A 22,823-nucleotide genomic window follows, 5' to 3' on the forward strand; every position below is an offset into this window, starting at 1 on the left:
TATCTGAGTCAGGGCTGCATTGGTGTAGGATGTTCCTGTTTATTCACTCTTCATATATAACGATCGACCCTTGAGAAACCGTCTGAAGATTTCAAGACTCAGCATTAAAACAGTCTAGCCTACCCCATTGCCATCACTTGGCAACATTAAAAATTGAGTAAAGCGGGAGAGATATTCGGCCTTCCAATACAGACAGTCAATTAAACAACCTTGTAAGTTTAGATAATCAAAATGAAGTGCAATATTTGTGATTCTCCAACAAACAGCTTGGCTGCGGCTACGGTACTAAAAAAATATAACGTTGAGTATTTTCAATGCTCAAATTGTGGATTTGTTCAAACCGAGGAACCGTACTGGCTTGAGGAGGCTTATTCAGAAGCCATAGCTAGCAGCGACGTGGGAATGTTATCCAGAAGCACGATGTTCTCCACCGCAGCCAATAATATTATTTTTAATTTGTTTAATCACCGCGCTAATTTTTTAGACTACGGGGCCGGCTACGGTGTATTTGTTCGGATGATGAGAGATTTAGGATTTGATTTTTCATGGCATGATAAATATTGCAAAAATATATTTGCACAAGGATTTGAGGCTGACGAAAATAGCAGATTACCCTACGAATTAGTCACAGCATTTGAAGTATTTGAGCATTTTGTTGACCCGCTGTCGGAGATCGAAAAAATCTTCAAATATTCTCGCAATATTTTATTCAGTACCAGATTGCTGCCAGCCAACAATCCCCAGCCCAGCGAATGGTGGTACTATGCCCTAGATGAAGGTCAGCACATTTCTATTTATACCACCAAGGCACTGTCTATAATTGCCGAGAAATTCAATTTAAATTTTTACTCTAACGGCGATTCTTTGCACCTCTTGACAGAAAAGGAAATCCCGCATCAACTTTTTCAAAGCTTATCATATTGCCAAGAGCCGGAATTGAAAAAAGCCTCATTACTCCAACATGATTACGAGGCAGCTTTGAGAAAAATTGCCGACAGAGAGAACCGCAAATCAATGATAACTCCAGCAGCCCTATCTCCTAAAAATTTAAAAAAGATTGTGATTGACGGCGTATTTTATCAGCTTAACAGCACCGGCATTGGTCGCGTCTGGACATCGCTGCTAGAAAACTGGGCAGAAAATGGTTTTGCTAAACAAATTCTAGTTCTTGACAGAGCGGGAACCGCCCCCAAAATTCCCGGCATCCAGTACCGGAATGTAGCCCGCTACGACTACAGCCAAACCGATGCAGACCGCCAAATGCTACAGCAAATCTGCGATGAAGAAAATGCAGACTTGTTTATTTCTACTTATTATACAACGCCTTTGTCAACGCGATCGGTATTCATGACCTATGACATGATTCCCGAGTTGATGGGACAAAATCTTGCTCATTCCGAGTGGAGAGAAAAGCATTCCGGTATCCGCCACGCCTCAGCCTACATAGCTATTTCAGCAAATACAGCCCGCGATTTAGTTAAGGTTTTTCCGCAGATATCCTCAGCTTCTGTAGCTGTAGCGCACTGCGGAATAGACGCCAATTTCTCGCCAGCCGATAGAGAAGAAATCGCAGGTTTTAAGTCAAAGTACGGCATTGCTAAACCCTATTTTCTTTTGGTAGGCGAGAGGGTAGGCTGGCATGGTTACAAGAATGGGATATTATTCTTCAAAGCCTTTTCTCAACTTGCCAATAAGTTTGACTTTGATCTAGTCTGCACAGGCGGCAAACCTGTATTAGAACCCGATCTGCAATTGTATTGTTCTGGAATCACTGTCCGCACGCTGCAACTAAGCGATAGCGAATTGAGAGTTGCTTATTCGGGTGCTGCGGTATTAGTTTATCCGTCGAAATATGAAGGCTTTGGATTGCCAGTCGTCGAAGCCATGGCTTGCGGTTGTCCAGTCATCACTTGTCCAAACGGTTCGATTCCAGAAGTAGCAGGAAAAGCAGCGGTTTATGTAGATGGCGATGATGTCAGCGGGCTTGTCAATGCTTTGCGGGAAATACAGAAGCCTGCTGTCCGCAACTCATTAATTGCGGCGGGGTTAGAGCAAGCTAAGAAGTTTTCCTGGTCGAAAATGGCTGCAACTGTTAGCTCTGTTTTGGTTCAAGTAGCTGAGCATTCCCTTCAACCGCAAGCCGATCCAGCCTTACAGAGCGAATTATCGAATTATGACACATCGCAGCCTGTCCCGTCAGCTTTCAAAGTATCTGCGATCGTTTCTACCTACAATTCCGAAAAATTTATTCGCGGCTGCTTGCAAGACTTGGTAGATCAAACGCTGTACAAACAAGGCGAACTGGAAATCATTGTAATTAACAGCAACTCCGAACAGAACGAAGGAGAAATTGCACGGGAGTTTCAATCGAGATATCCCAACATAATTTATTGCCGGATACCACAGCGAGAAACCATTTATGCAGCTTGGAATAGAGGAATCGAGATGTCGCGCGGCAGATACATTACTAATGCGAACGCCGACGACAGACACCGCCCCGACGCATTGGAAATCATGGCTAATTATTTGGACTCGCAACCAAAAACTGCTCTGGTTTACGGCGATCAATTAATTACGAATGTTGTTAATGATACCTGGGTTGCGACGCAAGCTCAAACGCGGTGGAATTGGCCGGACTTTTCCTATGGGGAACTGGAACGACGCTGCATCATGGGTTCTGCGCCAATGTGGAGAAAATCGCTACACGAAAAACACGGCTATTTCCGAGCAGAATTGACGGCGGCTGGCGATTACGAATTTTGGTTGCGGGTGGGAAAAACCGAAAATATGTTCCGCATCCCGGAAATAATTGGGCTTTACTACCACAACGAGCAAGGTTTAGAACATGGTTCAGGGCGATCGCAACAAGAAACGCTTAAGATATGGAATGAATACGGCATCATCCGCCGAGGTATCAAACCCGCCACTACCCTCCCCGTTGCAATCTCTCCGTCACAGCTAAACGCCATGCCCTACCGCACGCCCGAACCAGCACTCGTCAGCATCATCATCCCCTGCTACAACCACGCAAATCTACTCAGAGAAGCTGTAGAAAGTGTTGTCAATCAAACCTATCAAAATTGGGAGTGCATCATTGTCAACGACGGTAGCACCGATGATACCAGCAACTTCGCAAATTATTTAATTCAATTGTATCCTCAAAAAGCGCTGCGCCTCATCGACAAACCCAACACGGGGCCCGCTGATTCCAGAAATATTGGTGTTCAAAATTCCTCAGGAAAATTCATTTTATTCCTAGATGCTGATGATAAAATTCATCCCAAATTTCTAGAGGAGTGCGTTGAAGTTTTATCAGCGAAACCGGAGGTGGGTTTTGTCTATACAGATGTGCAGCACTTCGGAGCAAACTGCGATTTAGTCAACCACGGGGATTTTGACCCCAATAAATTTTTGAGAGACAATCAAGCCCCCGCTACTTCCTTATTTAGAAGAGAAATTTACGAGCAAGTTGGCGGCTTGAAAAAAGTGATGAAGCTGGGATGCGAAGATTGGGAATTTTGGATTTCTGCCTATGAAAAAGGCTGGTTAGGCGATCGTTTTCCTCAGCCTTATCTGTACTACAGGCAACATGGCGACGGCTCTAGCAGAACCCAAAAAATGGCGGGAGAACGCGAAAAGTTAGACTTGATGAGGGCTACAATTGTTCGCCTGCACTCTCAACTTTACAAACCCGAAGAAGTGCGTTGGTCAGAAAAAGTTTTGCAGCAACACGGTAACTTAATTGCTGATGAATTAGCTCAGCTTAATACACCCGAACAGTTTTTAGCTTCCCTTCCTCAATACTTGGGAGAGTATCAAAAAGACCAAACTAATCAAGTTGCTCTCGCTCATATCCGCCAACTGCGCCGACAACTTGCCGATTATTTTGTGAATCTGCCCGCAGAGCAACTAGAAAAATGCTACTCCGGTGAGGCAGGTAAGGCATATCAAATGCTGGTTAACAGCACGATCAAATATGAAGCAATCACAGATACTGAACAAAGTTTAATCGGTCAACTAGAAACACATCTATCCCAGGGAATTAAAACTCTGAAAGATGTTGGCTACTTACTAGCAGCCTCTCTCTACCGTCGTGCCGATCAGTTATTGCTAAAGTATGAAAATGCAGCTATACCCAATTGGTTTGTTAACGACTATCTGAAGTTTATGTTTGCCGCACCGACGCTCTTTCAAGAACTAGGAGAGGCTGACAATTATTGCCGCTACGTTCAGGGATGGGTTAGTTACGTGCACCGCAATATATTCCAAAACCAAAATTCACAAATTTGGCAGGACATCGCCTGGTTTTTCACTCAAACTGCTAACTTTATCCCTTTGTATTTCAATAGCGAAAACCTCAAGCAAGTCTACACCAAACGGGCAGAAATTATTGAATTTGCGATGAAAAATCGCGGGGCTGCCATTGATTGCATTTTTCCGGCGAGGCCTGCAAACAGACAGAAAATTCGCGTCGGAGTTCTGACTAAGCATTTCGGGGCGATGACGGAAACTTTCGCGACTTTGCCTGCTTTTGAATATCTGAATCGAGAACAGTTTGAAATTATTTTGTATGCTATCAATTTGGATGGTAATAAATTAGAACAGTATTGCCAGAGTCGCGCGGATAGGCTGGTGCAATTGCCGAGTGATTTGCCGAGTCAAGTTCAGGCTATCCGCGCTGATGACTTAGATATTCTGTTGGTTGCTACGAATATTACTGCTGTCACTCATCCGATTAGTTTGCTGGCGCAGCATCGATTGGCGCGGGTACAAACTACTTGTTTTAATTCTCCTGTGACTACGGGAATGCGCCACGTTGACTATTATATTGCTGGCAAGTTGATGGAACCTGGCATTGAGGGATGCGCGCATTATCGCGAGGAATTAGCCACTGTTGACGGCTTGGGTTGCTGTTTTAGCTATACCCTCGAACCCTATACTCCTAATGTTCAACTGACTAGAAATAGCCTGGGGATTTCTGAGGAATCGGTTGTGTTTATTTCCAGCGCTAATTTGTATAAGTTGGTGCCGGAGTTAAGGGAAACTTGGGCGAAGATTTTGGCTGCTGTTCCTAATTCTCTGCTGTTTTTAATGCCTTTTGGCCCTAGCTGGACTAATTATTATCCTGGTGCGGCTTTTGTGAATAATATGCAAGGGATTTTTGCGAAGTATGGGATTGATAGTAAGCGTTTGCGGGTGGTGAAGGCTTTGCCGAATCGTGCGGATGTCAAGGAAGTTTTGAAGTTGGGTGATGTTTATTTGGATTCTTATCCCTATGCGGGGACTACTTCTCTTGTGGATCCGCTGGAGGTGGGATTACCGACTGTTGTCAGGGATGGTGATACTTTACGATCGCGCATGGGAGCAGCAGTGGTACGATCGCTCTTGATGCCCGATTTAATCGCCCGTGACGAGGCATCCTACATTCAGCTAGCCGTCAATCTCGCCACAAACCCGCAACTGCGGCAGCAAAAACGCCAGGAAATTCAGGAAAAAATGCAGGGCAATCCCGCCTGTTTTGACAGTGTGGCATACTCGGGGGCGATCGCGAAACTATTCCAAGAACTCTTTAGCAACTGGCAAACTAGCCACCTAGAAGCCTCCCGCAGCTTACAGGATAGCATTCCCAAACAGCCAGACTTGGGCGATAAACTCTTGCATAACGTCCAGCTTTACCAAAGAAACTCATCAAACATCTCAGCAATATCCGAACTCCGCCAAATCCGCAAACAAATCGCTGATTTCTGGCTAAATGTTCCCACCGAAAACCTAGAAGCCACCTATAAAAGTGCTGACGGTAAAAGCTATCAAATGCTGCTGCATAGCTACTTTCAACATCAAGCGATGATGGAAGGCGAACAAATATTTTTGCAGCAACTAACCCAGATTAGCAAAGGATTAGTCCATCCTAAAGCTGTCAACGCCTTGCTCGCAGCAATGCTATATTTCCCGCCGGGAACCATGCGGATTCCCGACGCTCGCAACCGCTTGCCGCACTGGTTAATCGGCGATTACGAACAAGTTTTTGAAACAGAAGATACCGTCGAGAAGGAGTCAAGTTCTGACTTACTCGCTCAATACATTCAATCCCCGCAATTTGCAAATCAACTATTAGGATGCGTCAATCTTTACCGGATCGATCCGTCAGACGAATCGGTAGTTTTGGAACTCCGCCAAATCCGCAAACAACTGGCTGATTTTTGGCTAATTGTTCCCACAGAAAAACTAGAAAATGTTTACCGAGGGGAAGTTCGCAAAGCATATCAAGCAATACTTAGCTGCGGCTTGCAAGCCAAATCAATGACTGAAGCCGAACACAACTTTTTGCAGCAAGTGACCGAAATTAGCAAAGGGTTAGTGCATCCTCAAGCTATCAATGCTTTGCTGGGTGGAATGCTGTACTTTGTACCAGGAAAAATGCGGGTTGCTGACGCTCACACCCGCTTGCCACACTGGTTGATTGACGATTACGAAAAAATCTTTGAAATCCCATTCGCGGACAATCAACAAACGATTGTCAACCAAGATTATCTCCCGCAGTTTCTCAATCAATTAACTGCTGCTGTGAATCTTTATGAAATTGACCCGACGGCGGAAATGGTAATAGCAGATTTGCGGGAAATTCGCAAGCAAATTGCTGATGTGTGGCTGAAGGTTTCCGGCGAACAACTTGAACTTTTGTACCGGAGCGATTTCGGTAAAGGTTACAAGGCAATGCTCGGGAGCGGATTTATTAACGAGCCGCTTACTGATACTGAACGTGCTGTTTTGAATTCGTTGGTGGGTGAGTTGAGTAAAGGGTTTGGAATGCCTCAGGCTGTGAATTATTTGTTGGCGGCGAGGCTGTTTTGTCGCGCTGGACAGTTGCAAGTTCAGGATGCGGATAGTTGTTTGCCTGAATGGTTGTTTGAGGATTACGAGCAGTTTGTTGGGGGTGCGATCGAGCTTGCTGTGAAGTAAACGGCTCTACAGCAGATTGCAGGTGCATGGAGTACAATTTAAATCTTAAGCACCTGCGAAACTCGTTGACAAACTGTCGCTGCTGCACTAAAACCCTAACCAACCTCGGAGAGATTTCTCCAGTCGCTCAGCATCAGAATCTGCTAATTTGCCAATCGTTCTTACAACTAAGCTTTCATGTACTGTATACAAACCTCGCTTGACTGCTGTAGCCACATTTAACCCTGCTATTGACCATTCAGCGAGTACGAACTCACCCTCAATTAAGGATGCAGTTTTGCTTGTCAATGGCACAATCATAATGTCTTGAGATACGTGTGGCGCACTCAAAACAATTGCTGGTCTTACCTTAGAACTAGACAAGTCTGAAAAGGGATATATAACCAAAATTATGTCATTTTTAGAGTAGCTGGGCATAGACATCATCCTCAGTATTATCCCAAACTGTATCTAGTGATGTTTGACTGGCTTGAAGCCAAAACTCAGCTTCTTCATCAGGTAAGAGTGTTACTAATACTTTTGCCCCTTCGGGTAACTCTGATAACTCCAGCAGTTCAATTTTCCCTTGTCGAACAGTAGCCCAAAGTGTTTTCAGCATATCCACCTCATAAACTGTGCTTTACGCAATTTGCAGATTTCTGATACATTGTCGCACAATTACAACCTAAAACACATAGATCGAGGAAGTATTTAAGCCTGATTTAGGATTAATTCAAGACGAGTTCTGGACGTTGTGGCTCAAACAAAGGGCGAGTTACCTGACGCAGCAGCACTGTTTCTAAACTACCTTCTACTACATCTGCTGCTTCTATTTCTAATTCGCCCCACAAAAATCGATCGCCTTTATTTGGTATTTTACCGAAATTGTGGATCGCGAATCCGGCGATTGTTTGGTACGCTTGGTTGGTTGGCAGGTTTAACCCGAGTTTTTCGTTAACTGCTGTTACTTCCCAGACGCCGGAAATTATGGCTGAATGAGCATCTTTTTGAACGAGAGTTGCTTCGGAAGCTGGTAGCAGCGATTCTGACTGTTTACTGGTAATCCAACCTGTCAGCAGCCGCACCGTACCGTTGAGAATTGCTAGCAGCGGCCAGAGTATTTTCGAGCAGATTTCGAGGGCGGGCATCAGTAACAAAGCTGTGCGTTCTGGGGCGTGGGTTGCTAATACTTTGGGGATGAGTTCTCCTAATACTATCTCGATGTATGTAACGAAGATGAAAGCTACGGGAACTGCGATCGAATGCGCCGTCAGCATCGCGGGAAAATGACCGATCGGCAATTTGTCGATCCAGGGCTCGATCCAGTGTACAGTCGCACCCTCGCCCAACCATCCCAACAGCAGACTTCCGGCTGTTGTGCCTGTTTGAGTCACCGACAGGTAATGCGGTATGTTGTTCTGCGCTTGATGGACGAGTTCGGCGGTTTTCGCGTTTGGGCGATCGCGCAACTGGGCGAGTTGGCGGATTTGATGGCGATCGGCTGATACTAATGCTAGTTCTGACGCCACAAAAAACGCGATTAAAAGTGTTAAGCCCAGCAACATTGCTAATCTCAGCAGTGTTTCGGCGACTTCTATTTCCAGACAAGTAAGGTTATTCAAGATAGATATCTAATCTGATAGATGTTTAGGTTAATCATTTCATCTTAGCTTGCAATTCAGATAGATTGACGGCTCCACATATCGGATATCCGCACTACGGGTCTTCGTAAGGTGTGCATTGCACACCCTACAAATAGATAAAAAAAGCAATTTGCCATCCATAAATCTATCTTCTGGCCGACGAGAAAAAACTCATAACATATTACAATGCCTTTGTGAAGCATAAGTATAAGGAAACCAAAGGTAGTGAACTTAAAAACAGTCATATCGCTGCTAAAACAAACTTTTACTGAATGGCAAGAAGATAAAGCACCAACCCTAGCCGCCGCCCTAGCCTATTACACAGTTTTTTCCCTCGCCCCGCTGCTAATTATCGTAATTGCGATCGTCGGTTTAGTCTTTGGTGCAGACGCAGCCCAAGGTCAAATCGTCGCCCAACTCCAAAGTTTAATCGGCAAAGATGGCGCTCAAACTGTCCAAGAACTAATCCTTAAAGCTTCCGAACCCAAGTCGGGAATGATTGCTACTATAGTTGGTCTCGCTACACTTTTGTGGGGCGCTTCCAACGTATTTACTAACCTCAAAGAAGCTCTCAATACTATTTGGAATGTTTCACCGCCTCCGGGACGCGGCATTTGGGGATTTTTGCAAGACCGCGTATTGTCTTTTGCGATGATTTTAGGCATCGGTTTTTTACTGCTAGTATCTTTAGTCCTTAGCGCCATTTTAGCTGCCGTCAGCTATTGGTTGAACGGCTGGTTGCAGTTACCTGTTGGTATTTGGCAGATTGTGGACTTTGCTATCTCGTTTGGCGTAGTTACGCTGCTTTTTGCCTTAATTTACAAACTTTTGCCCGATGTCGATCTTGCCTGGAATGATGTTTGGATCGGCGCCGCCATCACCTCAATGCTGTTTACGATCGGCAAATCCCTAATAGGAGTTTACCTGGGAGGTAGCGGTATTGCCTCTACCTACGGTGCTGCTGGATCGTTCGTAATTATCCTGCTTTGGATTAATTATTCCGCTCAAATTCTGTTCTTAGGTGCCGAGTTTACCCAAGTTTGGGCTAACCGATACGGCTCTCGAATGCGAGGTTCGCGAAATAATACCCTGCACAGCGAAAAGGGGGAATCCTCCACACGCAAACATCGAAAAAATTCTTAACATTTGACAATTGGGAAATTTGAGGTTAAAGTCTATCCCCGGCTTTGATAAAAGCAAGAGCGAAGCAGCCAGAAAGCGGAAGGCGGAAGGAAATAAAAATTTTGAAGGCAATAATTTATCTTTCTCTTCGAGCGCCATGTCAAATTCTGTCTTTGGGAAGATTTACTTCTGCTTTCTCCACAGTTCAAATTATTTATCGCGACAGGTGAAAATTTTACCTCCGACTGACTGGATCGGCTCGAACAGCAAGCTGAAAGCTGGTTCGAGTTTGACAACTGCTCAAATCCGGGAAATTATCTTCACCCTCGTTCATTTCCATTTAGATTATCTAGAGTTTTAGCTGCTGCTGGTCTCTGTCAGCAGAAGGAAGTCGTTTGTCAATTTTTCCAGTGAAATTATCCCTGAGGGATGATTTATCGATCGCCTATTTTGACTTTAATAACAATTAGCAGCTACATTTCATTCCCCGCGCAGTAGCCAAAATCGCACATTAATCGGCTTTCAACAGTTGACAGTTGACAGTTGACAGTTGACAGTTGACCCCAAGAGAGCAACGTCTACCTAAAAGGAAAAGGATTGGAGTAATGAATAGTCTGATTTTAATTTCTCCCTCACTCGTGTTCCGGCTTTCAACCAATTCTTTCTGGTAAGTTTTTTTAAATTTTGGTAAACAATCATGATTTCATTAACAAAAAAACGCATCGCCCTGATCTCGGTACACGGCGATCCGGCTGTGGAAATTGGCAAAGAAGAAGCGGGCGGGCAAAACGTTTACGTGCGTCAAGTAGGAGAATCTTTGGCGAAACAAGGATGGCAAGTTGATATGTTCACCCGCTCATCCGATCGCGAACAAGCAAGCATTGTCCAGCACAGCCCCAATTGCCGGACAATTCGCCTCGTAGCAGGGCCGCAAGAATTTATTCCCCGCGATGCACTTTACGGATATTTGCCAATTTTTGTTCGCGAATTTCAGAAGTTTCAGTTAGAGTCAGGCTTTCAATATCCCTTAGTTCACACGAATTACTGGCTGTCTTCTTGGGTGGGAATGGCGTTGAAAAAATCGCAACCCCTGCGACAAGTTCATACTTACCATTCTTTGGCAGCAGTAAAATATAAGTCGGTTTCGACAATTCCGATGATTGCCAAAACCAGGCTGCACGTGGAAAAAACTCTTCTGGAAACAGCCGATCGCGTGGTGGCTACCAGTCCCCAAGAAAAAGAGCACATGAGGTCTCTGGTGTCCTCAAAAGGCAATATAGACATCATTCCCTGCGGTACCGACACTCAGCAGTTTGGGTCGATCGCGCGATCGGAGGCCCGCCGCCAGTTGGGAATAGCGCCAGAAACCAAAGTGGTGTTGTACGTCGGCCGTTTCGACCTCCGCAAGGGCATCGAAACCTTAGTCCGCGCCGTAAGTATGTCGGCGCTGCGAGGCAAAGGGGATTTAAAACTGATCGTTGGCGGTGGCTGGCGCGAGGGGGAATGCGACGGAAAAGAGCGCGATCGTATCGGCAGCATCGTTGAAGAATTAGGCTTAAGCGACATTACCAGCTTTCCGGGCGGCTTGAGCCGAGACATTCTCCCCGCCTACTACGCCGCCGCCGATGTCTGCGTCGTTCCCAGCCACTACGAACCCTTCGGTTTAGTCGCCATTGAAGCGATGGCCTGCCGCACGCCCGTAGTCGCCTCCGACGTGGGAGGGCTGAAATATACCGTAGTGCCGCGAGAAACCGGTTTGCTGGCGCCGCCGAAAAATGAAGCAGCCTTTGCAAGTGCGATCGATCGGCTGTTAGTTGACTCAGTATGGCGCCAGCAACTCGGACAAGCAGGCAGAATGCGCGTCCAAGCCAATTTCAGTTGGGACGGTGTGGCCTCCCAACTCGGTCAACTTTACACTCAACTGCTCGAAAAAGCGGCGATGAAACTTGACCCCGTGAGCGCTTAGTAGTATCACTTAGTATGGTTGAAGCCTGTTTCCCTCGATCCCTATCCATCTCATCTATAAACTGGGAACCTTCAACTAGAAGTGATATGAGGAGGTACTCTTGTACGCATCAGAACATCTGGGAAGACATCTGCTTCGTATGTCCGACCAAGAGCTAATTCGTCTGTGGGTAAACCGCAAATCTACCCCCAGCAAGCGCTTTAGCTGGCAGGCCGCCAACGGTTTTCAACTGTTTGTAGAAAAACCTTTGGCAGAAGTGACTCTGACAGATATCCAGACTTTCGCCGCAGCGATGAGGGCTCGCAAAGTTCCACCCCGTTTCTACAAGCAAACCTTGCTAGCTCTAAAATCGCTGTTCGCCTTCGGCCAGCAAACCGGAATCTTGCCCGCAGCTATCCCCCTCTACGCGTGGCCGGTGCGAGAGCACAGCCAGCAGTCCAAACGACTCCGTTTGAGGCTGGGGTGGGGTTTGTGCATTTGTTTGTGCTTTTTTTTGGGTAGAATGACCCCAAAACTTTGGGGGCAAACAGTCTCGGCAGAAATGTCGCCACCTCCAAAACGCCTGACTGCCTCGGCAGAAAGCTCGCCGGCTTCAGCATCAGAAGCGTTGCCGAAAGTTGCAACTGACGAGCCACCAGACAAAGGAGATCGGAACGACGATAACGAGGATAATATTGAGCGCGATCGGGTAAAAGCATTTCTCGACACCATCGCCAGCGCCGAAGGCACCGCTGCTGCCGATGGCTACCACACCCAGTACACAGGAACCAAATTTGCCAGTTTCAGCGACCATCCCAGGGAAATGAGATGCGGCCGTCGCTACGGCAAAAAACTCTGTTCCGACGCTGCGGGGCGGTATCAGTTTCTCAGCACAACTTGGGACAGATTCGCCAAAAAATTCGGTGTCAAGGATTTCAGTCCAGAAAATCAAGACCTAATGGCTATAGAGTTAATTCGAGAACGAGGTGCATTAGAAGATATAAAAGCGGGTCGATTGGAGCCAGCAGTCAGAAAACTCGCTTACATCTGGCCTTCTTTTCGGCGTTTTGGCGGTTCCGTGGACTCGTCGCTGCCCAAACTCGAAAAAATGTACCTGCACAATTTAGGGATTTATCGCCCAGAATTGGTTGTTAGCAATTAGTTGACAGTCCGAGGACGAGTTGGAATTTGCGATTTTGGATAAAATTTTGAGTTCCAAAATTCAAATTTGGGGAGTTATGGGTGATGTCTATTTTTGGGGAAACTAGAGGGAAGAATGAGCAATTCCCATTACCTATTATCAATATAATTTATCTGTCAACTGTCAACTGTCAACTGTCAACTGTCAACTGTTTAAGCTAATTTTCCATCTTCCATGTTAACGATGCGATCGGCAATATCCAAAATTCGGTTATCGTGGGTCACTAACAAAATAGTACAACCTTGCTCTTTAGCAAGTTTCTGCATCAAATTGACCACTTCGCGCCCGGATTTGCTGTCCAGGGCGGCTGTCGGTTCATCAGCTAAGACAATTTGCGGGCGACTAACTAAGGCACGGGCGATCGCAATTCTTTGTTTTTGTCCGCCCGACAAGTCATCGGGATAATAGTTCAGCCTATCTTCTAGTCCTACTAATTCTAGCATTTGCCCAGAGCGATCGCGCATTTCGACACGGGACAAATTGCCGTGAACTTCCAAACCCATTTGGACATTTTGCAGCGCCGTCAAACTGCGGTGCAAGTTGTGGGCTTGGAAAATATAGCCAATGTTACGCCGCGTCTTTACTAATTTATCTTGGCTGGCATTGCACATCTCTTGACCGAGAATTTTCAGACTGCCAGATTGACCCGATCGCAATCCGCCAATCAATGTCAAAAGCGTGGTTTTTCCCGAACCGGAAGGCCCGGTCATCAGGACAATTTCACCTGCATATATTTCTAGGTTGATATCAAAAAGTACCTGTTTTTGCAGTTGACCTTGACCAAAGTAGTGGTCGAGTTTGTGCATGGAAATTACAGGCTCGGAAATCTGTAGGTTGGTGGTTGTGGGGTTAACAAGAGTGGATTTCATAAGTTAAGGATTCGGATTTTTTTAACCACAGAGGGCGCAGAGAACACAGAGAAAGATCAGAGAGAGATGAATAATTGGGATTAAAAAATGTCGGCGGGGTCGGCTGCTTGCAGTTTACGAGTGGCAATAGCTCCTGAAATACTGCACATAACCATGTTCAAAATTAATACTGCTAATGCTCGACCTATGGTCATGTATAAGGGTAAATTTGTAGCTTGACGAGTCACATGATATAGTGCTACAGAGACTCCTACTCCAGGTAAAAAACCGAGGACAGAAAGAATAATAGCTTCTTCAAAAACAATGCCGAGCAAGTAAATATTGCGGTAGCCCATTGCTTTGAAAGTAGCGTATTCTGCCATATGGTCGCTGACATCGGTTGACAGAACTTGATAAACGATAATTACTCCTACTACGAAACCCATCGCTACACCCAAGTTAAAGACAAAGCCGATCGCAGTATTTTTAGCCCAATAATTTTTCTCGAACTCGATAAATTCTTGTTTGGTCAAAACCTTGACATCCGACGGCAAATATGCTTTTAAAACTTGTTGGACTTGCAGCGAGTCGGCACCGGGTTGCAGTTGAATTAATCCGGCATTTACGCTTGCAGAATCCTGTCGGGGAAACAGGCGTAGATAATTTTGATCGCTGGTGATTAAAGCTCCGTCAGCGGCAAAAGATGCTCCAACTGTAAATAAACCGCCGATCGCAATTGTGCGCCGATCGATCTCAGTTTTAACAGATTGTCCCTGATTAATTTGGGCGATAGACCCTTGATAATCTCCCCTTGAAGCTCGGTCAAATAACACAGTATCCGGCAATTTAATCAAGTTCAAATTTTTGTTGACTTCTGGCAGGTCAAATGCAGGGCGATCGGGATTAAATCCCAACACCATAATCGACGTTTCCTGCCTAGTTTCGGGATTTTTCCAGTTGGCAATTTTCACGTAAAGTGGATCGGCTGATTTCACACCAGGTACATTCATCGCCTGATATAATCTGCGTCTTGGGAAAGAAGATAAATTCAGCAAATTCCGGCCTTGGGGATTCATCAAAACTAAGTCTGTTTGCAAAGTTTGGTGCAGGCGCGTATTGCTACTGTAAAGCGCATTTTGAAATCCCAACTGCATGAACATCAAAACGTCAGCAAAAGCAATTCCTGCTACTGCAACCGCCATTCGTCCTTTGTCGTGACTCAGTTGCAACCATCCGAGAGGAGTTCTGTTTCTTAACTGTTGTAAAGGTTTAATTAGTCCAATCATATCTCTCTTCTCTTCCTCTGTTTTCTCTGTGTCCTCTGCGCTCTCTGCGGTTAAAAAAATCTTAATTCTTAATTCCCGCCGATCGCAACTTTGACTTGCAAATTGGTCAATCCCGCTACTTTCTGACTGGAAGCGGCATCCAAACGCACTTTCACTTCCACAATTCGAGCATCAATATTCGCAGAAGGATCGGTGTTAACAATGTTTTGCCGCTGCACCTGCAAACCGATATATTCTACTTTTCCCTGCAATTCGCCCTGGAAAGAATCGCTAGTAATTTTGGCTGGCTGTCCAATCCGTACTTTGTCCACATCGCTTTGGTAGATTTCAGCCACCGCCAGCATTTCGCGAGTTTGTCCAAGTTCGACAATGCCATCGTTTCCCACTTTTTCCCCAGGATACGTGTGAATTTTCAGGACTTGAGCATCTCTGGGAGCGTGGATGTAAGCTAGAGCTAAATTGGCTTTGGCTTGTTTGGCGGCGGCTTGGGCGGAACCGACTTCGGCGGCGGCTGCTTCTATGTCAACGGGGCGCACTTCGGCGATGCGATCGAGATTTGCTTCCGCTTCGCCGATTTGCTGCTGTCGAGATTCCTGAATTTGGCTGAGTTTCGCTTGCGCTTCATTAATTTGTTGTTGGCGAGATTGCTGAATTTGATTCAGTTTGGCTTGCGCTTCGTTAATTTGTTGTTGGCGAGATTGCTGAATTTGATTCAGTTTGGCTTTTCCTTCGTTGAGTTGCTGTTGGGCTGTTTCGGTGGCGAGGGTTTTGCTGTCGCTAGTTGAGGCAGAAATTGCTCCTTGTTGGTACAGTTGCGAGTAGCGTCGCTGTTCGTTTGTAGCGTTGCGGAGTTCGGCTTCTATGCGAGCAATTGCTGCTTGTTGGGTTTGAATTTCCCCTTGCTGTTCGGCTTTTAGGCGCGCAATGGTGGCTTGTTGGGCTGTAATTTCGGTGCTGCGATCGACTTCTAAGCGAGCAACGATCGCCTGTTGTGCTGCGATCTCGTTACTGCGATCGGCTTCTAAGCGGCCAATAGTGGCTTTCTGGGCTTGAATTTCGCCATTTTTGGCTCCTGCTTTCACTTTTGCGAGATTTGCCTGGGAAACGCGTACTTGTTGTTGAGCTTGGTCAAAGGCTGCTTGCTGGCGATCGCGATTGTCGAGAATTGCGATCGTCTCACCTGTTTTCACTCTGTCTCCTTCTTTTACCAGGAGTCGATCGATCCTGCTTCCATCCGCCGCCCCAGATCCCGAAACTTTAATCACTTCTCCCCTCGGTTCCAATCGCCCCAAAGCTGTCACTGTGGTTAATTGGGATGCTGCGACGGCTGCTGCTGCGGTTGCTGCGTTGGGATCGGGAAGGCGCGATCGCCAGATCGTGTAACCAGTAGTTCCCCCAGCCGCCAGAGTGAAGAACGCTGCTACAACTAGGAGTTGTTTAACTAAGGGTGAATTGGAAGATAAGCTTTCTGCTGTTAATCGGTGTACCATGACACACCTCATGATTTGGGTAGGTAAAAACTAAACGGTTTAGTTTCTATTTGAATACTAAACCGTTCAGTATAATGATGTCAATACCCGAAGCAAAAATTACAGAAACCAGAGATGGCAAGGACAAAACCAATCGAACCCGACGGAACATTAGGTGACAAAAGCGAGCAAATCCTGCAAGGTGCGATGCAAGAATTTTTAACCCACGGCTACGCGGGTACGAGTATGGACAAGGTAGCCAAGACGGGGGGAGTTTCCAAAGCCACGGTTTACAGCTACTTTCAAGATAAGGAGGGATTGTTTGCAGCCTTGGTGCAGTGGCTGGCGCGAAAAAAAGTCCATTTTACAATTCTGGATGAAGAACCCGCCGTAGCGCTGCGATTCATTGCCACAACTATATTGGATCAGGCGACGCACGAACCCGAATTTCTCAATTTCGTCAGGCTAGTGATTGCGGAGTCGGGGCGTTTTCCCCAGCTAGCGCAGACTTTTGTGAGAAACTTAGCTAAACCGGGTATCGATCGGCTGACTGAATATTTAACATTGCATCCAGAGTTAAAATTGTCCGATCCGGAGGCGACGGCGCGGATTTTTATTGGCTCTCTGGTATATTTCCAGTTAACGCAGGAGATGATGCACGGTAAAGATATTATGCCCATGGAGCGCGATCGAGCGATCGACGCTCTGCTGCACTTGATTTTGCCTGCGGAGTTAAATTCCTAGTGCGATCGAATGTTGATGGGAAGATGGGTGATGGGGTTAATTTTTGAGGTTTTGAGTAGTCGCTTTGGGAGTATCTCAGTTTAGCATTTCATAGTGCGAGCGGGGACGCTCGCTAGCCTTGCACCGATCGCGAGCGGGGACGCTCGCACTATAATAAAAATGCTTTTTTCAAAAAAGAGATGCTCCCGTCGCTTTCCCTCTCCCTTTCCCCCATCATTTGAGCTTTCAAACTTTGCTGTCAACTGTCAACTGTCAACTGTCAACTGTCAACTGTCAACCAACCTTTCCCTCAATTCAGCATCCGATAACTGTGGCAGTTGTTCTACAAACAATGTCAATTCTGCGATCGGCAAAGCCAATAAATTAGTCACAGCCTGGGGCCGAATCTCCTCCAAGTTAGTAACAAACATTTTCAAGACACTTTCAGCTAACAACTTGACCGCTTCTTCCCGCCCCGATTCATCGACTGTTAGCATCGATATTGCCAGCAACAAAACCGTAAAATCCGCAGCAAACAACTTGGATATTGGAGATAGAAAAACAGTCATTTTCGGGCTTAAGTCTCCAAATCGAACTCGCAGAAAATTTTCCAAGATTAACCGCTGTTGTTCTTGTCTGCCTCGTTCTAGCCCTCGTTCTAGCCCTTGTTCCAGTCCTCGTTCTAGCCCTCGTTCTAGCCCTTGTTCTAATCCTTCTTCCCTAGCTTGTTGCTGTGCAGCTTGTATTTGTTCTCGAAAAAGTGGTGCAATTGCCATAATTAACTCCCGCTCTTCTGGCTCTAATTTCTGTGGGATATCAGCTACTAAATTTGACTGTAACCGATACAATAATTCTAGCGCAGTAATCCGCAACGGATCGTCCGTTGCTAAAACGCTCATTTGGGCGATCGCCCTTTCCTGCACTTTCCCTTTGCCCAAAATCCTCAACCACAGAGTTTCGGGAGTTTCTGGCAACTGGTGAATCACCACAATTACCGATTCCCAATGCCCCGGCAAAAAATAAATTCCTTCAACCCAATTTTGCGAGTTCGGTATCGCACCAAAACCCTCTACCAATGCTTTCGATGCTGTAGGTGTTAAAATCCACAGTCTGGGCAACTCAGCATCATCAGAGGGAGTATTTTTTCTTTTAGCCCCCCGCTGCAATTCACCTCGCAAATTCCACAGCTTAATGATACAGCTAATCGCCTCGACCACATTTACTGGATTGCGAAACGGTTCAAAAATAGCAGTTGTACCAGCCATTTTCCCCAACAATCCTAGATTTTCGGAGTATTCGGGAATTGGGGTACCAGGAGTGAAGTAAACATCGATTTCTCGGACTTCGCTTGTCACATCGCGACCGACATTCACCGTACCGATCGGCGACAGCAATTCTTCCAGAAATTCTTTAGCAAAGCGATCGTGAATAAATCGCGTCATATAATTAAGACAATTTTTTATGAGTTGATTTTAGCATATTTCCAAGATATTTATTAAGCGAATTTCAACTTGAAACAATAAATAAATTCTTGAGTCTTTTTCTCACCCAATCTACAGGATTTACCTCATCTTCTTCTTGTACATCTACCAATTCCATTTCTCGCAGTTGCTGCTGTTTCTCCTTTAGTTCTTCATGTTTGACTATTTCTTGAATAATCCGTTCGGATAAATATGGCCGTTCTAAAATCTTTTGTAATCCTTCTTTATTGATAGCAAACACAATAGTTTCTTCCAAAGCTTTCACCGAAGTAGTTCTAGGAATTCCCAGTATCAAAGAAAGTGTGCCAAAAAACTTGCCCCTACCCAGATGAGTCAGTTCCTTATCAGTTGCTGCGATAAACACTTCTACTGAACCAGAAAGAATCATATAAAAAGCATCTCCTGGGTCGTTTTCTCGGAACAAAAATTCTTGCGATTGCAGCCGTTGCCGATAGCCAACTTCCATGAGTTGTCGCAATTCTATATCGTTCAAAGTTTCAAAGTATTTTACCTGTCGCAACAAACTACTGAGGGAAGATAACTGTTTGCTTTCCTCTCCAACAAAAAGCATTCTTTTTGCGAGTTTATTAGATGTTTTGACATTGAATGGAAAATTGATTTCCTCCTGGCGAAAATGATACTCGATCGCAAAATTCAAAGAACTTTTAATAACTTCTCGATCCGTTGGTCGATCGGTCCACACTAAAAGTTCAAATTTAAAGCAATCATTGCCAAACTCGGCAAATAATACTTTCGGATTGGGTTCGTACAATACTCCTGCTTCTGTATAAGCAATGTTTAAAAGAGTTTCTGTTACTAACAGCGGGTCACTATTTCCGTCTACTTTTATCGAAAGTCGCAGGCAAAGTGTCGAATTTTCGTAACTCCTATTAACAATTTTGTTGCTAATCATATTACTGTTGGGAACTATGACGCTGGAGTCGTCGTTGGTTTTGATAATAGTCGATCGAATCGAGATTTTTTTGACTACTCCCATCAATCCTTCTAATTCCACGAAGTCTCCCACTTTGACAGGTCGATCTAAAAGCAGCGTTAGTCCGCTGACAAAATTGGTGGTTAAATCTTGTATTCCGAAACCAATTCCTACTCCCAATCCGCCCGCAATTACTGCAAAAGAAGCAAGGTTAAATCCTATTCCTTGGATCGCAATTATCACTCCCAGTGCTATGATTAAATAGCGCAAAATAACTGCTATGGCTTCCTGATTCCCCTCATCAATTCCTAGTTTTACGAGCAAGCGCTCTTTCAGAAAATCAGTAAAAGTTCGCGATACGATCAGCACAATCATGAATGATATTATCAGTTCCAGAAGCGATCGCAGCGATACAGAATTTTCCCCTATCTTAAATAAGGTTGCTGTAAAGAGCTGGAAAAGATTAGTCAGTAGTTCTTGGGGTACTGTATTCATTCTTATTTCAGAAAAATATTTGTATAACCAGCATTAAACCAGCTTGTAGTAAGGACTCAAGTCCTTAGTCCCAAGTTAGACAAAAAAGGAATGAAGTCCTGACTACAAACTTTTATTAATTTCTCGCCGATCGCGCGGGCGACAGGGTGTTCCCGTGCAAACAAAGCCGGCTGGCATATTTTCAAACACGCTGCTGCGAGCTCCGATTAAGGCATTTGCACCGATCGCAACACCAGGGCCAATGAAACAGTCGGCGGCAATCCAAACGCCGTTATTAATGATAACAGATGCTGTTATTAACCCAAAGGCTGGGTCTTGGGGGTCGTGAGTGCCGGTGCAGAGGTAACTTTTTTGAGAAATGACGCAGTGTTTGCCGATCGCAATTCGATCCAAACTGTACAATACAACATCATCTCCGATCCAACTATAATCACCGATTTCAATTTTCCAGGGATAGGTAAAACGAGCCGTAGGGCGGATAATTACCCCAAAACCTATTTTCGCACCAAATAACCGCAACAACGCGCTTCTGATGCTATTACAAGGATGTGGAGTGAGGGGAAATGCGATCGCCTGCACCAACCACCAAAGCAAAATTAGCCAACCACGTCTTCCGCGATCGAAATTTGATTGGTTGTACAGCCGCAAATCAATTAAAGATTCGCCTGTTAAAATATTTGGTTGGTTGTCGCCAATTGGACGATCGTTGATTTCAGGATTTGGGGAATTTGCGATCGGATGCGGCGGTTCCGGGTCGGGACTTGGCGTATAATGAGTCATCTAATGTTTGATTGAAAATCGAGTTTAGCTGTAAGGATTGCTGCATGATATTTCCAGTTGGGGACAATTTTAACCCTGAAAACACCAAGAATCTCGCACAATGCGACAATCCCAATCCCAGAATTGCCAAAGTGCGACTTTTACAAACAGCTTTGGTACTGCTTAGTAGCTTTTTTGTCGCAGAGTTAATCGCTGCGACGAGCTCTCACAGTTTATCCCTATTGGCAGATGCTGGTCATGTTTTGTCTGATGTAGCAGCTTTAGCGATCACTTTAACAGCTACTTGGTACTCGTCAGTAAAAAGAAGTAAATCGGTGGATTGCGCGATCGAATTGACTGCGGACACTATTGTTAAGAACAGGCAAGATGCCTGTTCCACAAAGAGTGAGTTTTCTGGTGGGGTGGGCATCCTGCCTGCTCGTGGAGAAATCATAGCAGCCTTAGTTAATAGTATCAGTTTAGTAGCGATCGCGCTTTGGATTGCAGCAGAGTCGATCGCCCGTTTGCAGTCCCCAACCCCCGAAGTAGAAGGACTCCCGATGTTAATTACCGCAATAGTCGGTTTAAGCATCAACTCAATCAATGCTTGCTGCTTGCACTCCTGCTGTCACGGCGACTTGAACCTCAAAAGCGCCTTTCTGCACGCAGTCGCCGACATATTTTCGTCGGTTGGAGTAATTTTAGCTGCGATCGCCGTAGCGTGGCTGCATTGGAATTGGGCTGACGGCTTAATTAGCTTGCTGGTATCGGCATCAATCATTTTATTAACTCTACCATTGCTAATTGAAAGCATCCAGTTGCTGCTAGGAAATGTATCAGCAATATCCGCAATTCAAGAACCTTGCGATTGCGAAAAAGTGAGCGCCGAAAAATTGCTGTTTCCATCTCTCGAAGAACTAATTAAATGATGTCTCCTCATCTGCGTTCATCAGCGTACATCCGCCACCATCTGCGGTTAATATCCAAAGTATAAAAGATAGGTATATAATGAAAATAGAACAGAGCAAAATCAAAGTTATGTCAACTACACCAAAAACAGAGGAAAAAAGACAATGGATTTAGAGCAAGCAGTTTTAGATAAATTGCGGGAATTACCCCCGAATCACCAGCAAGAAGTTTTAGACTTTGCTGAATTTCTTCATCAAAAAAACATTCTCAAGCGACCTCTGAAAAGCGTCAAAGGAATGTGGGCTCATTTAGATATGGATATCACCGAAGAAGATATTGCCCAAGCTAGAAAAGAAATGTGGGGAAATTTTCCGAGAGGCGATATTTAATGACAGCCGTTGTCGCCGACACTCATACAATTATCTGGTATTTGCGGGAGAATGCTCGATTATCGCAAGCAGCAATGACTGCTTTGGATACAGCATTAGCAGGAGGGAATTCGATTTATGTGTCCGCAATTTCTGTGGTAGAATTAGGTTATTTAGTGGAAAGGTATCGATTGCCCGAAGAGGCATTTGAGCAGTTAATCAATGCCTTATTCGATCGGGGGACTGGGTTAGCCATCGCCCCTTTGGATTTAATCACAGCACAAACTCTGCGTCAGATTCCCCGCGATGTGGTACCAGATATGCCAGACAGGATTATTGCCGCCACTGCTTTATCTTTAAGTCTTCCGTTAGTCACCCGCGACGCAAAAATTCAAGCGTTAACCACTATTCAGACAATTTGGTGAGTATGGGTGGAATTGACAGTGCAATCTAAGAAACCGGGTTTTTTCCGAAATCTTTCATACATCCTGTAGGGGCGGGTTCGCCAACCATAATCGCCTGAAACAAACAATTTCAAAAACCCGCCCCCACCCAACCAACAATCATCATGTACATTTTTGCGATGCGATGCAAATTTCAGGTTGATGTGGGTTATCGGTGGTGTGGGGGCGGGTTTATATAGATGGTTGGTAATTGTTATGTATTGTTGGTGAACCCGCCCTACAAAATATCGTAAAATC

General features: G+C 45.3%; 18 protein-coding genes. 9 read left to right on the forward strand and 9 right to left on the reverse strand.

Features of this window, described 5'->3' with window-relative positions; all coding sequences use genetic code 11:
- Positions 1-231: 231 nt before the first annotated feature.
- A complete protein-coding gene (locus JGK36_RS04230) occupies positions 232-6,960 on the forward strand; it encodes a glycosyltransferase (protein WP_293196160.1) in 6,729 nt (2,242 codons plus the stop codon).
- 87 nt (positions 6,961-7,047) lie between these two features.
- Here the strand turns inward: JGK36_RS04230 and JGK36_RS04235 are convergent, their stop codons facing one another.
- From JGK36_RS04235 to JGK36_RS04245, 3 genes are all read right to left on the reverse strand, one after another.
- Positions 7,048-7,377: a type II toxin-antitoxin system PemK/MazF family toxin gene (locus JGK36_RS04235; protein WP_293178794.1), complete on the reverse strand. Its 330-nt coding sequence runs from the start codon at positions 7,375-7,377 to the stop codon at positions 7,048-7,050.
- Positions 7,361-7,558 (reverse strand): hypothetical protein, encoded by a 198-nt coding sequence (locus tag JGK36_RS04240; protein ID WP_293178791.1) that lies wholly within the window; start codon positions 7,556-7,558, stop codon positions 7,361-7,363. Before JGK36_RS04240 ends, JGK36_RS04235 begins: the two co-directional genes overlap by 17 nt.
- Before the next feature lie 109 nt (positions 7,559-7,667).
- A complete protein-coding gene (locus tag JGK36_RS04245; RefSeq protein ID WP_293178788.1) occupies positions 7,668-8,561 on the reverse strand; it encodes a CNNM domain-containing protein in 894 nt (297 codons plus the stop codon).
- A 246-nt stretch (positions 8,562-8,807) separates the two neighbouring features.
- Between JGK36_RS04245 and JGK36_RS04250 the strand changes: the two genes are divergently transcribed.
- The 4 genes from JGK36_RS04250 to JGK36_RS04265 all read left to right on the forward strand — a co-directional run bounded on the left by JGK36_RS04250 (position 8,808) and on the right by JGK36_RS04265 (position 12,811).
- Entirely contained in the window at positions 8,808-9,725 is a 918-nt protein-coding gene (locus tag JGK36_RS04250; protein WP_293178785.1) for a YihY/virulence factor BrkB family protein, read from the forward strand.
- Positions 9,726-9,744: 19 nt separating this feature from the next.
- The gene (locus JGK36_RS04255; RefSeq protein ID WP_293196162.1) at positions 9,745-10,065 is read left to right on the forward strand and encodes a hypothetical protein; all 321 of its coding nucleotides are present in this window, start codon (positions 9,745-9,747) and stop codon (positions 10,063-10,065) included.
- Positions 10,066-10,401: 336 nt separating this feature from the next.
- Positions 10,402-11,670, forward strand: coding sequence for a glycosyltransferase family 1 protein (locus JGK36_RS04260; protein ID WP_293189962.1), 1,269 nt, complete (start codon positions 10,402-10,404; stop codon positions 11,668-11,670).
- 139 nt (positions 11,671-11,809) lie between these two features.
- A complete protein-coding gene (locus JGK36_RS04265; protein ID WP_293196164.1) occupies positions 11,810-12,811 on the forward strand; it encodes a glycoside hydrolase family 104 protein in 1,002 nt (333 codons plus the stop codon).
- Positions 12,812-13,002: 191 nt separating this feature from the next.
- Here the strand turns inward: JGK36_RS04265 and JGK36_RS04270 are convergent, their stop codons facing one another.
- The 3 genes from JGK36_RS04270 to JGK36_RS04280 all read right to left on the reverse strand — a co-directional run bounded on the left by JGK36_RS04270 (position 13,003) and on the right by JGK36_RS04280 (position 16,474).
- A complete protein-coding gene (locus JGK36_RS04270) occupies positions 13,003-13,719 on the reverse strand; it encodes a DevA family ABC transporter ATP-binding protein (RefSeq protein ID WP_293178773.1) in 717 nt (238 codons plus the stop codon).
- Positions 13,720-13,799: 80 nt separating this feature from the next.
- Positions 13,800-14,984 (reverse strand): ABC transporter permease DevC, encoded by a 1,185-nt coding sequence (devC, locus tag JGK36_RS04275; protein WP_293178770.1) that lies wholly within the window; start codon positions 14,982-14,984, stop codon positions 13,800-13,802.
- A gap of 68 nt (positions 14,985-15,052) precedes the next feature.
- Positions 15,053-16,474, reverse strand: a complete 1,422-nt coding sequence (locus JGK36_RS04280) for a biotin/lipoyl-binding protein (protein ID WP_293178767.1) — start codon at positions 16,472-16,474, stop codon at positions 15,053-15,055.
- Between the two features lie 114 nt (positions 16,475-16,588).
- On the opposite strand from JGK36_RS04280, the gene JGK36_RS04285 reads away from it, so the two are divergent.
- Positions 16,589-17,197, forward strand: a complete 609-nt coding sequence (locus JGK36_RS04285) for a TetR/AcrR family transcriptional regulator (RefSeq protein WP_293178764.1) — start codon at positions 16,589-16,591, stop codon at positions 17,195-17,197.
- A 266-nt stretch (positions 17,198-17,463) separates the two neighbouring features.
- On the opposite strand, the gene JGK36_RS04290 is transcribed toward JGK36_RS04285, so the two are convergent.
- From JGK36_RS04290 to hpsU, 3 genes are all read right to left on the reverse strand, one after another.
- Positions 17,464-18,618 carry a flagellar assembly protein H gene (locus JGK36_RS04290; RefSeq protein ID WP_293196166.1) on the reverse strand — a complete coding sequence of 385 codons (1,155 nt, stop codon included), beginning with the start codon at positions 18,616-18,618 and terminating at the stop codon, positions 17,464-17,466.
- Positions 18,619-18,682: 64 nt separating this feature from the next.
- Positions 18,683-20,086 (reverse strand): mechanosensitive ion channel domain-containing protein, encoded by a 1,404-nt coding sequence (locus JGK36_RS04295; RefSeq protein WP_293196168.1) that lies wholly within the window; start codon positions 20,084-20,086, stop codon positions 18,683-18,685.
- 102 nt (positions 20,087-20,188) lie between these two features.
- On the reverse strand, positions 20,189-20,866 hold the full coding sequence (hpsU, locus tag JGK36_RS04300) for a hormogonium polysaccharide biosynthesis acetyltransferase HpsU (protein ID WP_293178755.1): 678 nt from the start codon (positions 20,864-20,866) through the stop codon (positions 20,189-20,191).
- Between the two features lie 44 nt (positions 20,867-20,910).
- On the opposite strand from hpsU, the gene JGK36_RS04305 reads away from it, so the two are divergent.
- The 3 genes from JGK36_RS04305 to JGK36_RS04315 all read left to right on the forward strand — a co-directional run bounded on the left by JGK36_RS04305 (position 20,911) and on the right by JGK36_RS04315 (position 22,547).
- Positions 20,911-21,774, forward strand: coding sequence for a cation diffusion facilitator family transporter (locus JGK36_RS04305; protein WP_293196170.1), 864 nt, complete (start codon positions 20,911-20,913; stop codon positions 21,772-21,774).
- A 144-nt stretch (positions 21,775-21,918) separates the two neighbouring features.
- Positions 21,919-22,143 (forward strand): DUF2281 domain-containing protein, encoded by a 225-nt coding sequence (locus JGK36_RS04310; RefSeq protein WP_293178750.1) that lies wholly within the window; start codon positions 21,919-21,921, stop codon positions 22,141-22,143.
- Positions 22,143-22,547, forward strand: coding sequence for a type II toxin-antitoxin system VapC family toxin (locus tag JGK36_RS04315; RefSeq protein ID WP_293178748.1), 405 nt, complete (start codon positions 22,143-22,145; stop codon positions 22,545-22,547). The genes JGK36_RS04310 and JGK36_RS04315 overlap by 1 nt, the downstream gene beginning before the upstream one ends.
- Positions 22,548-22,823 lie beyond the last annotated feature (276 nt).

Origin of the sequence: Microcoleus sp. PH2017_35_SFW_U_B, assembly GCF_020737865.1 — a bacterium.
Classification (GTDB): Bacteria; Cyanobacteriota; Cyanobacteriia; order Cyanobacteriales; family Microcoleaceae; genus Microcoleus.

Excerpts from the sequence above, each read along its gene's own strand:
- JGK36_RS04265 (WP_293196164.1), top strand. The coding sequence starts at position 11,810 with ATGTCCGACCAAGAGCTAATTCGTCTGTGGGTAAACCGCAAATCTACC.
- JGK36_RS04295 (WP_293196168.1), bottom strand. The coding sequence starts at position 20,086 with ATGAATACAGTACCCCAAGAACTACTGACTAATCTTTTCCAGCTCTTT.
- JGK36_RS04235 (WP_293178794.1), bottom strand. The coding sequence starts at position 7,377 with ATGCCCAGCTACTCTAAAAATGACATAATTTTGGTTATATATCCCTTT.
- JGK36_RS04230 (WP_293196160.1), top strand. The coding sequence starts at position 232 with ATGAAGTGCAATATTTGTGATTCTCCAACAAACAGCTTGGCTGCGGCT.
- JGK36_RS04270 (WP_293178773.1), bottom strand. The coding sequence starts at position 13,719 with ATGAAATCCACTCTTGTTAACCCCACAACCACCAACCTACAGATTTCC.
- JGK36_RS04305 (WP_293196170.1), top strand. The coding sequence starts at position 20,911 with ATGATATTTCCAGTTGGGGACAATTTTAACCCTGAAAACACCAAGAAT.
- JGK36_RS04290 (WP_293196166.1), bottom strand. The coding sequence starts at position 18,618 with ATGACGCGATTTATTCACGATCGCTTTGCTAAAGAATTTCTGGAAGAA.
- hpsU (WP_293178755.1), bottom strand. The coding sequence starts at position 20,866 with ATGACTCATTATACGCCAAGTCCCGACCCGGAACCGCCGCATCCGATC.
- JGK36_RS04240 (WP_293178791.1), bottom strand. The coding sequence starts at position 7,558 with ATGCTGAAAACACTTTGGGCTACTGTTCGACAAGGGAAAATTGAACTG.
- JGK36_RS04280 (WP_293178767.1), bottom strand. The coding sequence starts at position 16,474 with ATGGTACACCGATTAACAGCAGAAAGCTTATCTTCCAATTCACCCTTA.
- devC (WP_293178770.1), bottom strand. The coding sequence starts at position 14,984 with ATGATTGGACTAATTAAACCTTTACAACAGTTAAGAAACAGAACTCCT.
- JGK36_RS04285 (WP_293178764.1), top strand. The coding sequence starts at position 16,589 with ATGGCAAGGACAAAACCAATCGAACCCGACGGAACATTAGGTGACAAA.
- JGK36_RS04260 (WP_293189962.1), top strand. The coding sequence starts at position 10,402 with ATGATTTCATTAACAAAAAAACGCATCGCCCTGATCTCGGTACACGGC.
- JGK36_RS04310 (WP_293178750.1), top strand. The coding sequence starts at position 21,919 with ATGGATTTAGAGCAAGCAGTTTTAGATAAATTGCGGGAATTACCCCCG.
- JGK36_RS04315 (WP_293178748.1), top strand. The coding sequence starts at position 22,143 with ATGACAGCCGTTGTCGCCGACACTCATACAATTATCTGGTATTTGCGG.